The following is a 14,525-nucleotide window of genomic DNA, read 5'->3' as shown; positions in this document are numbered from 1 at the left end:
GAAGATTGTCAAGGATCATAGGTAGAAACAAGCGTGAAAGTCTTAGTTGTTGGTAATGGAGGGCGGGAACACGCCCTCGCTTGGAAATTGCTCCAGTCTCCCCAAGTAGAACAGTGTTTTTGTGTTCCTGGTAATGGGGGGACAGCTTTATTGAAAGGTTGTCAAAATATTGCCCTAAAAGTTGATGATTTTGTGAGCATTGCTCAGGTTGCCCAGGAGCAGGCCATTGATTTAGTGGTGGTTGGCCCAGAAATTCCCCTATCTTTGGGTATTACGGACTATTTACAAGGGTTTGGCCTCAAAGTTTTTGGCCCTACCCAAGCAGGGGCGCAAATAGAGTCCAGTAAATCTTGGGCAAAAACCCTGATGGCTGAAGCTGGCATTGCCATTGCTCAAGGGGAAAGTTTTACGGATGCTCAAGCAGCTAAAGCTTATATTGCCCAACAAGGGGCCCCTATTGTGGTTAAAGCAGATGGGTTAGCGGCGGGAAAAGGGGTTATTGTGGCGAATACGGTGGCTGAGGCCCAAGCTGCGGTTGATAGTTTGGTAATTGATGGTTTTTCCCTGATTGTGGTGGAAGAATGTTTAATTGGGGAAGAAGTGTCAATTTTGGCTTTAACGGATGGTTTGACGGTGCGCCCTTTAGTGCCAGCCCAGGATCATAAACGCATTGGGGAAGGAGATACTGGCCCCAATACGGGAGGAATGGGAGCTTATGCCCCGGCCCCCATTGCTACTCCTGCCCTCTTACAACGGGTACAAAGGGAAATTTTAGAGCCAACGGTGGCGGCGTTGCGTCAACGGGGTATTGATTATCGTGGGGTATTGTATGCGGGCTTAATGGTGAGTCCTGATGGTGATCCGAAAGTCTTAGAATATAATTGTCGATTTGGTGATCCAGAAACCCAAGCAGTTTTACCCTTGTTAGAAACTCCCCTGGATGAGTTATTGTTAGCTTGTGTTGAACAGCGTTTAGAGAGTTTGCCGCCCTTGCAATGGTATTCAGGGAGCGCGGTTTGTGTGGTAATCGCTTCTGGGGGCTATCCTGGGGATTATGAGAAAGGTAAGCTGATTACAGGCATTGAAGGGGCTGAAAAGTCCGGGGCTACGGTGTTTCAGGCGGGAACTAAATTAGATGGCAATCGCCTTTTAAGTGATGGGGGGCGTGTTTTAGGCGTGACGGCCTTGGGGAAAGATTTTCAGGCAGCGATTGAAGCTGTTTATTCAGCCGTTGAGTCGATTGAGTTTGAAGGGAAATATTATAGGCGTGATATTGGCCATCGTGCGCGGTAATATAGACCTTAAAAGGGGTAAATTTTTCCCCCTTCAACTTTTAAGATTTGCGAAGATTCTAACCATTGTGCATCAAAAGAATGTAAATAAGTGGTGGTAATTAAGGTTTGAAATCTTCCTTGAATTACGTCTAATAATTGATTTTGTCGATTGGGATCAAGTTCCGCTAAAACATCATCTAATAATAATAAGGGTGGTTCCCCGATCACATCTTCAATAAGTTGTAATTCGGCTAATTTTAAGGCTAAAACTAAGGTTCTTTGTTGTCCTTGAGAGCCATAAGATTTAGCGGGGGTGTGATTAATATTTAATTCTACATCATCCCGGTGAGGCCCGACAACTGTTGTCCCTAATTGTTGTTCAGCAATGCGACGTTGTTCTATTTTTTCTAAAAAGTTTTGTTGAACTTGTCGAGGTTCATCGACTTTACTGATAACATTGGGTAAATAATTTATTTCTAAAAATTCTGTGCCACCGCTAATATTTTTATGCCAAGTTTGTGCTAAAGGGGTTAATCTTTCGATGACACGATTTCTTCTTCTGATTACTCGTGAACCTGTTTCAGCTAATTGTTGATCCCATAATTTTAATTGCTCGATATCTGTTGATACATTGGCTGAATTTTCGGAATTTTCTGCTTGTTTACGCATGGCTTTTAATAAAGCATTACGTTGTCTTAAAACTTTATAATACTCGTGTAACATATTAGCATAAACGGGTTGTAATTGCACTAATAAGGTATCCAACCAATTCCTTCTTGCTTCGGGTGATCCTCGCACTAAATCTAAGTCTAAACAAGAAAATTCTACCGCATTTACATGACCTAAAAATTCCAGATGACGACGTAAATTTTCATGATTTAATGTTAAGCTACGCCTTCCAGGTGAACGGAGAATTAAACCTAAATCTGATTGACCATAGGTTCGTTCAATATTAGCTAAAATTTGCCCCGTATTTGCCCCTTCTAAAATGAGATCCTGATCGCGGTTTGTGCGATGACTTTTTAGGGTTGCTAATAATTCAATTGCTTCCAAAAGATTTGATTTTCCTTGGGCATTATTCCCTAATAAAATGGTCTTTTGTGCTTCAAATTTAAGGGATTGTTCTTGATAATTACGGAAGGCATATAAGTGGATATTTTTCAAGTACATTGTTCAAGATTTAGTCGTTAAATTCTTTGGGTTTTTCTCCTAATGTAATTGCCAATTAAAGGGAAGACGAGAATAAACACCTCTCGGATCGTTGAGGGTTCTAAGGGAACTCAATTCTTCTTTAAATCTCATCAATTCTTGAGTTAATGGGTCAAGAGAAACCGCCATTTCTTGGGCATTATCATCAAGATTTTTCTTGATAAATAAGTCAGCAAATCCACGAGAAATCGGATATTCTTCAATTTGCCAATCATCCCCTAAAGTGGTTTGTCTAGCTGCATATTGAATGGCGGCTTCTAACCCGCCAAAACTATCGACTAAGCCAATTTTTTTCGCTTCTTCTCCTGACCAAACTCTCCCTTGAGCAATCTTAGCAACTTTGTCTTTAGATAGGTTACGAGACTTAGCAACTTTGTCTAAAAAGAGGTCATAAATTTGATTGACTGACTTTTGATAAATTACTAATTCTTGTTCAGTTTTGGGGCGGGTTGCTGTCTCTAAATCTGCCAATTTAGCCGTTTTGACGCTACCCCAAGTAATGCCATTATCATTAGCAATTTTTTGTAAATTAAATAAAACACCAAATACCCCAATTGATCCGGTAATAGTGGTTGGTTGAGCAAAAATATGTTGACCTCCTGTGGCGATCCAATATCCCCCAGATGCGGCTACATTTCCCATTGAAATAATGACAGGTTTTTTAGCTTGAGTCAGTTGGATTTCTCGTAAAATAATCTCTGAAGCTATCGCACTTCCGCCAGGACTATTAATACGGATTACAACAGCTTTAATGTCGTCATTTTCTCGGACTTTACGAAAGAGATTTGCAAAGCGATTTCCCCCAACTTCTTGTAAGCTTCCTACCCCATCAACAATTGTTCCTTCTAGATAAACAACGGCGATTTTATTATCAGAAGATTTCTCTTTAATTCCTGATACGGGAACATCAATATAGTTAGCTAAAGAAATTTGTCTAAGAGATTCATCTTTATTTTCTGTAATTTCTTTTAACTGGTTAATCACTTGATCTCGATACTCAATTTTATCGATAAGTCCCGCTTTTTGTGCTTCTTTGGGATCTAAAACTCCTTGAGTATTGGCAATAGTTTGTAAACGTTGGGGGGAAAGTTTTCGACTGCTCCCCACTGTGTTGAGAAAGTCTCCCCAAATATTGTTAAGTAATACTGCTAATTGTTCTTCATTTTCAGGACTTAGGGTGGTTCTTGTAAAAGGTTCAACCGCCGATTTATAACTCCCTACTCTAACCACTTGCACCCCAATTCCATACTTGTCTAGGGCATTTTTCCAGAATAAAGGTTCTACCCCAATGCCATTAATTTCCATCGACCCCATGGGGTTAATAATTAGGGTATCTGCTAAGGAACTTAAATAATATTCTTGCTCACTTAATGTGACATCATAAGCGATGATTTTTTTGCCACTTTCTTTAAACTTAACTAAAGCTTCTCTAATTTCTGTAAAGGTAGCGTAACCACTTCCATTACTAGCATTACTACCATCTAAAAATATTGCTTTAATTCGATTATCTTGGGTCGCTTTTTCAATCGCTTTAACCGCTTTACGTAAGGTAATTACTGATTTATCTTGATCAGAAAAGACCTCTCTTAAAGTGACAGAGGGTTCCGTATCTTGAATTGTGGTAGATAGATCAAATACTAAAACCGATTTATCTTTGACTGTGGGGCCACTCTCAAAAGAAGCTAAGGTAATAAGCAATATAACTAAGCCACTTACGCCGATTGTAGCAAAGAGAAATAATCCGGCAAGGGTTCCAATTAAGCTGGCAAGGGTTTGTTTAAAAAAGTTCATTCTAGGATAATACAAAGGTGGATATTGTTTCTTTAATTATATATAGCAATTCTCATAAATGCCATAAAGCTTTTCTGCTAGTGGTTTAAGTTTCTCCCTCATAACCCTTCTGCTCTCGGTGGTAATTCTAAGGGAATTTCTCCCATAATTCCTTTACGAAAATCATTGAGTAATTGCATGGCACCCTTTTCTTTATCTCCTTGATAACGCTCATTTCCTAAGCGATCAATATATTCTTCTCCCGTAATTTCTAAGGGATCAAGTTTATAACGGGATAACAAAATTTGCTCGAAATTTAATTCAACTAATAAGTCAACTAACGCCGCAGCAATTTGTTGATTATCATAACCCGCTTCTCCCATATCTTCACAAATTGCTAATTTGACGGCATTTTTTTGATTATTTAGCCTAGCGGGAATGACTCCAGGTGCGTCTAAAAGTTCGATACTATCAGAAATCCTTACCCATTGTAACTGACGGGTTACACCGGCCCTTCTAGCACTGGCCACCACTTTACGCCCCAATAAACGGTTAATTAAGGCTGATTTTCCCACATTAGGGAAGCCTATAACCACTGCTCGCACGGGACGGGGAAGCATTCCGCGATCGCGTCTTCGATAATTCATCTGTACTCCAGCCGCTTGAGCCGCTTTATTTAAGGCTTTGATACCTTGTCCCTGTTTACCATTGGTACAATAGGCGTTTTCACCTTGGCTTTTAAACCAGCTTAACCAATCTTGAAGCACGGATTCAGGTATCATATCAATGCGGTTGAGTACCAAAATCCTCGGTTTTTCTCCAATCCACTCAGGTACGTCAGGATGATGAGAAGCTAGGGGAATACGAGCATCTAGCACTTCAAAGACAACATCGACACGGTTGAGTTGTTCTTTGAGTTGTCGTTCGGCTTTGGCAATGTGGCCAGGATACCATTGAATTAAGGGCATGGGTTAGGATTTAGGAATTGTCTCTGTTTATTAATTTTAAACGGTTATTTGATAATTCTCGACAAACAGAACTAATAATTAATAACTTAGAGTTAAATTCTATTATTAGGGACAAGGTTTAATTGTCCAATCACTTGATTCATTGCTTCTGTAACAAGATTGTTGACGACCTACTTCTATTAAACGCCATTTTCCGATAGATTGATCGAATTGAAATTGAAGTTTGTAACGTATCCCCCTAACTGAATCATCCGGTAGGTTCATCTGAGTTAACATAACAATTTGGTCAAACCCTTCTTGTTTATTGACTGTGATTTCCTGAGAAAAGTTTCCCTCGACCTTTTCTTTTATCCCAAATAACTCTAATGTCATCGCTTCGGGATCATCTCCAGTTAACTCTCCTTTGACTTCTGTTAGATTGATGGGTTGATAAGAATCTTCCCCTGAAATATTATTTTCTGGGGTACATCCTATGAGGATTAAACTAAAACAGAATCCTATTGTTAAAGGCTGTAAGTTGATTTTTCTTGGCATCGGTATTTAAAATTAGATTTGCTATAATCAAAGAATTGTTATTATTATAAACTGTAACAGAGTAATCTGACAAATCTCTTATGAAATTACCCAATCAAAGATGGTCTATTGCCCCTTCTCACCCGGAAAAAGTACAGGCATTAGTCAAGGAAACGGGACTCTCTCCCCTTATAGCCCAAGTAATTTTAAATCGGGGCATTGATACCCCCAGTTTAACTCAAGTTTATCTTAACCCTGATACACAAATTTTGCCTTCTCCTTTAGAAGAATTTCCTGATTTAAACAAAAGTATTGCTTTATTAAAAGAAGCCATTGAAACAGGTGAGAAAATTGCCATCTGTGGAGATTATGATGCTGATGGAATGACTAGCACTTCTTTATTATTACGGGCCTTAAAACATTTAGGAGCAGATGTTTATTATGAAATTCCTAGCCGCATGAAAGATGGTTATGGAATTAATAAACGAATTGTCGAAAGTTTTGCTCAAGATGGTGTAGGACTTATTTTAACTGTTGATAATGGAATTTCTGCCTATGAACCCATTCAAAGAGCCGTTGAATTAGGGTTAACTGTTATTATTACAGATCATCATGATTTACCGGAAAAATTGCCCCCTGCTCAGGCAATTTTAAACCCAAAATTATTGCCTATTATGTCTCCTTATCGGGGTTTAGCAGGGGTTGGAGTTGCTTATATTTTAGCTGTAACTACGGCCCAAAGTTTAGATAAAACTCAAGGCATTATTGCCCCTTTGTTAGAACTATTTACCTTGGGAACAATTGCCGATTTAGCACCCTTAGTTGGGGTTAACCGTCGTTGGTTAAAACGGGGCTTAAAACAATTACCTAACTCACAATTAGCAGGGGTTCAAGCTTTAATGCAAGTGGCGGGAGTTAGTGAAGAACAAAAGCAATTAAAACCTGATGATATTGGCTTTAAATTAGGGCCGAGAATTAATGCAGTCGGACGAATTGGCGATCCTCAAGTTGCCATTGAATTATTGACAACCGATGATTTAGGAATTGCTTTAGAAAGAGCAATGCAGTGTGAACAAATTAATGGTAAACGCCAATCTTTATGTGAGGAAATTGAACGAGAAGCGATTCATTTGATTGAAACAACACCTATTAATTATGAAAAGGATCGCGTTTTGCTGATCGTCAAACATCAATGGCATCATGGAGTAATTGGTATTGTTGCCTCACGTTTAGTTGAGCGTTATGGGGTTCCAGTTTTTATTGGTACTTATGAAGAAGAAGATTTGAGTAAAATTAGAGGTTCAGCGAGAGGTATTGAAGAATTTAATGTGTTTGAAGCTTTAGTCTTTTGTGATGATTTATTAGGTAAATATGGTGGACACAAAGCCGCCGGAGGCTTTAGTTTCTCTGCTAATAATTTAGAGGCATTTAAGGAAAGATTAAGCAGTTTTGCTCATCAATGTTTAGAACCAAATCATCTTAAACCTTTAGTTAAAATTGATGCTCAAGCAGATTTTAAAGAATTAAATTTTCGTTTATATCAACAAATTGATGGTTTACAACCTTGGGGAATTGGTAATGCTTTTCCCATATTTTGGACAGACAATGTAAGAGTTTTAGAACAAAGAATTGTTGGTAAAAATAATATAAAAATAGTATTTTGTCAAGATCATGATGGTCAAGAAATGAAGGCGATCGCTTGGCGTTATGGTCGTTATTTTCCTTTACCAGCACGTCTAGATATTGCCTACAAACTCACAGAAAATCACTGGAATGGTAATACAAATATTGAATTAGATATTGTGGGAATGCGTCTTCCTTTGTTATCTGATGTCACATCTCAAGATATTTTTGAATACCAAGGCAAACAATACATCTGTTATTATTGCAAAGATCAGCAAGAATTAAGAATTCAAAATCCTCAAGGAAAAATCTTATCAATTCGGAAAGGACAACGTAAAGGTTTATTAGGAATTAATCAAAAAGAAGCTAAAGAAATTGATGTAACAAAACCCCCTTATTATGATATAATTAAGGGGGCAATGAAAGTTTTAAACCTATCTTGATGGTTAATTTATTTTTAAGAAACTACCCTAAAAATAACAGTCATCCAACTGATCATGATTAAGTTTTATTGATTATCATTCAACAGTATGACCCACTGCTGTGATAATTTCTTTAATCATTTCTTCAGATGCTTCTGTCTCCACCGTAACTATTTTTGACTCAACATCAATAGAAACTTTAGCCTCCGGTTTTTGCCCTTCAATAGCTTTAGTGATAGTATTAGCACAAGCACCACAGGCAATACTAGGAACTTTTAAAGTAATGGTCATGAGGCAATTCCTGTAATCATTTTCTTACTTTGATTGTAGCTTAATAATTTTATTGAATTATTAAGATTTTCTGATTGATTTAATTTTAATCCTAATTATTACCACTTCAAGACAGAAGCATCTGCGCCTTTTTCTCGCCGAATTTTCCCATCTTTTTCAAGCCAGTTAATGACTTGCTGATGGGTTAATTCTTCGACAGAAACTCCTACATCTTGAGCAATGATAATTAATAATTTTAAAGAGGAAATGGTTAAACGGGTTAAGAACTTTTCTGGAGCAGTTAATAAGGCTTTGTCAACATCAGCAGATTCTTCAGGAGTTAAAAATTGGGCAGGAGATTGAGGTTGATTCATCTTAATGTTAACTAAACAGCTTACACTCTCTATGATAACGTTTTTCTGGTTTAAATGAATAGGTTAGGAGATAATTTAAAATAATCTCCCAGTGCTTTTGCTTGTGCTTTACTAATGGCTCGTTTTCCATTAACCACTTCAGAAACAACACCGCTTGAGCCAATAATACCAACTAAATCAGCTTGACGAGTGCCACTGACTTCCATTAAATGTTGTAAAATTTCATGAGGTTTTGATTGTTCTATGGAATAATTTTCTGTTTCGTATACTTCAATTAATGTCACTAATAATTGATATAATGCGCTTTCTTCCGGTGTGCGAGTTTTGTTGAAGGTTAATTGTTCAGCAACGGTTAAGGCTTTGTGATATTCTGCTTCTGATTCAATTACTTTCGGGGCAATTTCAAACAAAAGATGACGATAGCTTGCGTCATCAAAAGTAGGGGTCATTTTTCCAGTTGTCTTTGTCATATTCCCTGTGGGTTAGAAAGTATTTGTAATAGATAACTTGTGCTTCATAATCAATGCCGACTATCAAACGATAGTGATTTCCTTTAATATTAAAAACGGTAAAATTGCCAACTGCTTCTGCATCTCGATATATCTTCTTGACTTCTTCTAAGTTTTGCCATGGAGCATTTTTAACCACTGTGTACCAATTTTCAATTGTTTTTTTTACATCGGGGTAACAACTGGCCTCTTGACGAAGATGGGAAATTGAAATTAATTTCATGGGGTTTAATGACCAAGTTTTTCATCTTTCTTTCTGCTTGACGCTCTGCTAATTTAATTCAATTCTCTCAAAATGAGAGTAAAATGTCAAGGGAGATCCCTAAGTTCAGTATTAAGAATTGTATAATAAAGACAAAAAATATTAATTTATCTGTTCCCTATTCCCTTAATAATCATTTTTAAATTGTATTAAATACCCACAATTATGCTCTCCCTCATTAATCCAATTAGTCCGTTCTATAGTACAATCGGGCAGAATTGCGGCAAACATTTCTAATTCATGACCGCACACCGTCGGATAGGACTCCGCTACCTCAGAAATAGCACAATGATGCTCAGCCAAGATATAACCATCCCTTTGACCATCTAAGCCATTTTTTCCGTTTACCTGGTGTATTTCAGCCATATAACCCTCCTCCTGTCGCAGTTTAACTAACCTCTCCACCCTCTCTTTTAACGACCCCTCACCAATACGCTGTCTGTATTCATCTGCTTTTCTTTCCCATTGCTTGCGTAACACCTCCTTAACCTGAGTTTCCCCCACCGTTTCCTTTAAGGTATCCAAAAACGATACAGCAAACTCTCCATAACGGTTAGGAAAGCGATCTCGCCCCTGTTTACTGAGAGAATAGATATATTGGGGTCGTCCTAACCCTCCCTGGGTTGCTTGATGTTCTATCAACCCTTCCCCTTCCAAGTCTTTGAGGTGACGACGGGTTGCTTGAGGAGTAATATCAAGCGTCTCAGCGAGTTCTTGGGCTTTAGCTTGACCCTGTTTAAGTAAATACTGCAAAATGTCTTCTTTTGTTGAAGGAGAGTGCATAATAGTCATTTTTAAACTCATAAGTTATAAAATATTAGGGATTTAGGGGTAGAATTCCCAAAAATTTTAGGTGAATGTCACTTTGACAACAATTAGGTTGTTAATCTATTGTAAGATAGAATTAAGCAACATAAATGTTGTTTAATTAATCTTTGTCCCAAAGATATCAACCTTGTGGGGTTGACTGCCTGTCACTTTCATCCTTAAATTATTTGACTTTCCCATCTTAAGGAGAGTCGTTACACGGAAATGGAGAACACAAAATCTAATGAGTGCAACAACCGTCAAAAACCTAGTCAACCAACCTTATAAATACGGCTTTGTTACTGACATTGAATCTGATACTATTCCTCGCGGTTTAAGTGAAGACGTTATCCGTCTTATTTCTGCGAAGAAAAACGAACCAGAGTTTATGCTTGAGTTTCGTCTCAAGGCCTATAAGCAATGGCAGAAAATGACGGAACCTACTTGGCCCCATGTCACTTATCCAACAATTGACTATCAAAATATTATCTACTATTCTGCGCCAAAACAAAAGAAGGAAAAACTCAAAAATTTAGATGAAGTTGATCCAACTTTGTTAGAAACCTTTGAAAAATTAGGTATTTCTTTATCAGAACAAAAACGCCTCAGCAATGTAGCTGTAGATGCAATTTTTGATAGTGTTTCTGTGGCGACAACTTTTAAAGAAAAATTAGCAGAATCTGGGGTTATTTTCTGTCCTATTTCTGAAGCATTACACGAACATCCTGAGTTAGTTAAAAAATATCTCGGTAGTGTCGTTCCTGTTAATGATAATTTCTTTTCTGCCCTCAATGCTGCTGTGTTTACTGATGGCTCTTTTGTCTTTATTCCTAAAGGGGTAAAATGCCCTATGGAATTATCTACTTATTTCCGTATTAATAATGGCGATACGGGACAGTTTGAACGGACTTTAATTGTCGCAGAAGAAGGAGCATCCGTCAGCTATTTAGAAGGTTGTACTGCTCCTATGTATGATAGTAATCAACTCCATGCCGCAGTGGTTGAATTAGTGGCGTTAGATAATGCGGATATTAAATATTCTACGGTGCAAAATTGGTACGCTGGCGATGAAAATGGTAAGGGCGGAATTTATAACTTTGTAACCAAAAGAGGACTCTGTAAAGGAGTTAATTCTAAAATTTCTTGGACTCAGGTAGAAACGGGTTCAGCTATTACTTGGAAGTATCCCAGTTGTGTGTTAGTGGGAGATAATTCTGTTGGAGAATTTTACTCTATTGCTCTAACAAATCATAAGCAACAAGCTGACACGGGAACCAAGATGATTCATATTGGCAAAAATACCCGAAGCACGATTATTTCTAAGGGAATTTCTGCTGGTAATTCTAAAAATAGTTATCGCGGTTTGGTGAAAATTAACCCGAAAGCAACGGGGGCGAGAAATTATTCTCAATGTGATTCTATGTTGATTGGGGATAATGCGGAAGCCAATACTTTTCCCTACATTCAAGTCGATAATAATACCTCAAAAGTTGAACATGAAGCCTCGACTTCTAAGATAGGGGAAGACCAACTTTTCTACTTTGCTCAACGGGGTATTTCTGAAGAAGATGCTATCTCTATGTTAGTCAGTGGTTTCTGTAAGGATGTCTTGAGTGAATTACCGATGGAATTTGCCTCAGAAGCAGACAAATTATTAAGCCTCAAATTAGAGGGAACTGTCGGATAATTTAGGCCGATACACTGCCCACCTTACCAGTGGAAACAAGAGTAAACCAAGTAATCAATTATTTGCCAGAAAAATCATGAGTGACGTTATTTTATCCGTTAAAAATTTGACTGCCAATGTGGAAGGAACTCCTATTTTAAAAGGGGTTAACTTAGAAATTAAGGCGGGAGAAGTTCATGCTATTATGGGCAGAAATGGCTCAGGAAAAAGCACCTTATCTAAGGTTTTAGCAGGACATCCTGACTATGAAATAACTGGCGGTGAGGTGATTTATAAAGGAGCAAATATCTTAGATAAAGCACCCCATGAAAGAGCATTAGAGGGTATATTTTTGGCCTTTCAATATCCTTTAGAAATTCCTGGAGTCAGTAATTTAGACTTCCTCAGAGTCGCTTATAATGCTCGTCAGAAACATTTAGGGTTAGAAGAAATTGACACCTTTGATTTTGAAGATTTAGTTGAGGGAAAATTAGAGATTGTTAAAATGAATCCTAGCTTCTTAGAAAGAAGTTTAAATGAGGGTTTTTCTGGGGGTGAAAAAAAGCGCAATGAAATCTTACAAATGGCGTTATTAGAACCTAGTTTGGCTATTTTAGATGAGATTGATTCTGGTTTAGATATTGATGCTTTAAGAATTGTAGCAAACGGGGTTAACCAGTTAGCAACTGCTGATAATGCTTTGTTAGTTATTACACACTATCAACGCTTACTTGATTATATTGAACCTCATTATGTTCATGTGATGCACGCGGGACAAATTGTTAAAACAGGTGGTAAAGAATTAGCCCTCGAATTGGAAGCGAGTGGTTATGACTTCATTGAAGAAAAATTACTAGCGCAAGCTTAATTTAAGGGTAGGGTGGGCAATCATTGAATAGTTAGAAAAAATCTGCCAATAACTTCTATTTGCCCACCCTACATAACTGTATCTGAGTTTTTGGTATAGAGGTGATACATTTTTGCGGGTGAAAGGCTAAAATTTAATAGATTAAAAATATAAAAGTGTTACAAGAGTTTGTATAGATATAGTTAATGATTGGTCTGATTAGCTTAAATTCCTTCATTATTAGTAGAAGGGGGAAAAAAATCAAACTATTGCATCAGTAATTAATCATGACTATATGGCAAAAAGGACATCAATTAGATCAGGGTAAATATACCATTGAAAAGCAACTGGGTGAAGGTGGTTTTGGGTTAACTTATTTAGCAAAGGATAAGAAAGGAAATTTTGTTGTTATTAAAACGATTAATGAGCAAGAAATTCCTAATAATTTTCTTGATAAGATTCGTAGAGACTTTATAACGGAAGCTTTAAACTTAGCTAAATGTGATATTTATCCTCATGTTGTTAAATGTATTGATTTGATTCCTGATAATCGTTTTCCGGCTATTGTTATGGAGTTTATTCCTGGGGATAATATTGAACAATTAGTTAATAAAAGGGGTATATTATCGGAAACGGAAGCATTAGGATATATTAAACAGGTTGCTAATGGTTTAAAAGGGGTTCATGAGAGGGGAATATTACACCGAGATATTAAACCTGCTAACATCATTATTCATCAGGAGACACAAGAAGCAGTATTAATAGATTTTGGTATTGCGCGGGAATATATCCCTGATCAAACAGCACATCATACTCAAATGTATTCCCCTGGATATAGTCCCATTGAACAAATTTATCCTGATGATAAAGATAATAAACCTGGTTTTTATACGGATGTTTATGGGTTAGCTGCAACCCTATATTTTATGTTAACTCAGATGATTCCTGAAGATGCAGGAAAAAGGAGTTTTCATACTGCTACTTATAACGTAGATCCATTAAAAATACCTAATAATTTGAATCAGAATATTAGTTTAGGAATGACGCAAGCAATTATGCGAGGTTTGGCTATCTCTCCTAAATATAGACCTCAAAATGTAGATTTATGGCTTAATCTATTGCCTAATTTTAGTAGTAATATTTCAGGTAATAATGTCTCTGTAATGCCTAAAAGTTCACCCACTGTTAAGCAATCTCCTCCTAGTCAAAATATCCCGATTAAACCCACTGTTATTTCTCAACCTCCACCAATAAGCAATCAATCTCCCCCTAGTCAAAATATACCCATTAAACCGACTGTTATTTCTCAACCTCCTATTAAGCAGAAAAATAGTCAACCTCCTGTAATTACTGTTTATAATCCTAACTATATTAATGATGGCATTATCCCTGGATTATCTGGAACTAATGTTGCTTTAACTCCTGATGGCAAGCAATTAATTACTTATGGAAGTGGTGGAAGTATCAAAGTCTGGAATTTAACTACTGGGGAATTATTCCGCACTCTTGAAGATCATTCTGACTCGGTTAATAGTGTGGCTATGAGTGCTGATGGTAGGACTATTGTTAGTGGGAGTTGGGACAAGACTATCAAGGTCTGGAATTTAGCTACAGGGGAATTATTACGCACCCTTGAAGGTCATTCTGTCGGGGTTTCTAGTGTAGCTATCAGTGCTGATGGTCAGACTGTTGTTAGTGGGAGTGATGACAATACAATCAACGTCTGGAATTTAGCTACTGGGGAATTATTACGCACTCTTGAGGGTCATTCTGACCGGGTTAGGACTGTAGCCATAAGTCCTGATGGTCAGACTGTTCTTAGTGGGAGTTGGGACAATACAATCAAGGTCTGGAATTTAGCTACTGGGGAATTATTCCGCACTCTTGAGGGTCATTCTTCCCTGGTTAGGACTGTAGCCATAAGTCCTGATGGTCAGACTGTTCTTAGTGGGAGTTATGACAATACAATCAAGGTCTGGAATTTAGCTACTGGGGAATTATTACGCACTCT

14 protein-coding genes are annotated in these 14,525 nt (G+C 37.5%); 5 read left to right on the top strand and 9 right to left on the bottom strand.

Annotated features, from left to right (window positions below; genetic code table 11):
- The first annotated feature begins 33 nt into the window (after positions 1-33).
- Positions 34-1,293 carry a phosphoribosylamine--glycine ligase gene (gene purD / locus VB691_RS17235; RefSeq protein WP_323292747.1) on the top strand — a complete coding sequence of 420 codons (1,260 nt, stop codon included), beginning with the start codon at positions 34-36 and terminating at the stop codon, positions 1,291-1,293.
- Positions 1,294-1,301: 8 nt separating this feature from the next.
- On the opposite strand, the gene recF is transcribed toward purD, so the two are convergent.
- The 4 genes from recF to VB691_RS17215 form a co-directional block, all read right to left on the bottom strand.
- A complete protein-coding gene (gene recF / locus VB691_RS17230) occupies positions 1,302-2,444 on the bottom strand; it encodes a DNA replication/repair protein RecF (RefSeq protein ID WP_323292746.1) in 1,143 nt (380 codons plus the stop codon).
- Between the two features lie 39 nt (positions 2,445-2,483).
- The gene (sppA, locus tag VB691_RS17225) at positions 2,484-4,274 is read right to left on the bottom strand and encodes a signal peptide peptidase SppA (protein WP_323292745.1); all 1,791 of its coding nucleotides are present in this window, start codon (positions 4,272-4,274) and stop codon (positions 2,484-2,486) included.
- A gap of 98 nt (positions 4,275-4,372) precedes the next feature.
- Positions 4,373-5,221 carry a ribosome biogenesis GTPase YlqF gene (gene ylqF, locus VB691_RS17220; protein WP_323292744.1) on the bottom strand — a complete coding sequence of 283 codons (849 nt, stop codon included), beginning with the start codon at positions 5,219-5,221 and terminating at the stop codon, positions 4,373-4,375.
- 105 nt (positions 5,222-5,326) lie between these two features.
- Positions 5,327-5,755 carry a hypothetical protein gene (locus VB691_RS17215; RefSeq protein ID WP_323292743.1) on the bottom strand — a complete coding sequence of 143 codons (429 nt, stop codon included), beginning with the start codon at positions 5,753-5,755 and terminating at the stop codon, positions 5,327-5,329.
- A gap of 80 nt (positions 5,756-5,835) precedes the next feature.
- Here VB691_RS17215 and recJ point away from each other — a divergent pair, with 80 nt between their 5' ends.
- Entirely contained in the window at positions 5,836-7,800 is a 1,965-nt protein-coding gene (gene recJ, locus VB691_RS17210; protein WP_323292742.1) for a single-stranded-DNA-specific exonuclease RecJ, read from the top strand.
- Positions 7,801-7,875: 75 nt separating this feature from the next.
- Here the strand turns inward: recJ and VB691_RS17205 are convergent, their stop codons facing one another.
- The 5 genes from VB691_RS17205 to sufR form a co-directional block, all read right to left on the bottom strand.
- A complete protein-coding gene (locus VB691_RS17205) occupies positions 7,876-8,070 on the bottom strand; it encodes a heavy-metal-associated domain-containing protein (protein ID WP_323292741.1) in 195 nt (64 codons plus the stop codon).
- Positions 8,071-8,168: 98 nt separating this feature from the next.
- Positions 8,169-8,423 (bottom strand): hypothetical protein, encoded by a 255-nt coding sequence (locus VB691_RS17200; protein WP_323292740.1) that lies wholly within the window; start codon positions 8,421-8,423, stop codon positions 8,169-8,171.
- Positions 8,424-8,473: 50 nt separating this feature from the next.
- Complete coding sequence (locus VB691_RS17195; RefSeq protein WP_323292739.1) at positions 8,474-8,893, bottom strand: transcriptional regulator; 420 nt, start codon at positions 8,891-8,893, stop codon at positions 8,474-8,476.
- Positions 8,856-9,155: a type II toxin-antitoxin system HigB family toxin gene (locus tag VB691_RS17190; protein ID WP_323292738.1), complete on the bottom strand. Its 300-nt coding sequence runs from the start codon at positions 9,153-9,155 to the stop codon at positions 8,856-8,858. Before VB691_RS17190 ends, VB691_RS17195 begins: the two co-directional genes overlap by 38 nt.
- Before the next feature lie 165 nt (positions 9,156-9,320).
- A complete protein-coding gene (gene sufR / locus VB691_RS17185; RefSeq protein ID WP_323292737.1) occupies positions 9,321-9,986 on the bottom strand; it encodes an iron-sulfur cluster biosynthesis transcriptional regulator SufR in 666 nt (221 codons plus the stop codon).
- Between the two features lie 259 nt (positions 9,987-10,245).
- Between sufR and sufB the strand changes: the two genes are divergently transcribed.
- From sufB to VB691_RS17170, 3 genes are all read left to right on the top strand, one after another.
- Complete coding sequence (gene sufB, locus VB691_RS17180) at positions 10,246-11,688, top strand: Fe-S cluster assembly protein SufB (protein ID WP_323292736.1); 1,443 nt, start codon at positions 10,246-10,248, stop codon at positions 11,686-11,688.
- 76 nt (positions 11,689-11,764) lie between these two features.
- Complete coding sequence (gene sufC / locus VB691_RS17175) at positions 11,765-12,535, top strand: Fe-S cluster assembly ATPase SufC (protein ID WP_323292735.1); 771 nt, start codon at positions 11,765-11,767, stop codon at positions 12,533-12,535.
- Between the two features lie 266 nt (positions 12,536-12,801).
- A partial coding sequence (locus tag VB691_RS17170; protein WP_323292734.1) for a WD40 repeat domain-containing serine/threonine protein kinase occupies positions 12,802-14,525 on the top strand: 1,724 nt, incomplete at its 3' end.

The organism is Crocosphaera sp. XPORK-15E (assembly GCF_034931425.1).
In the GTDB taxonomy this organism is placed as follows: domain Bacteria; phylum Cyanobacteriota; class Cyanobacteriia; order Cyanobacteriales; family Microcystaceae; genus UHCC-0190.
The sequence above is the reverse complement of the archived record's forward strand: the minus strand, read 5'-3'. Positions and strand labels throughout refer to the sequence as shown.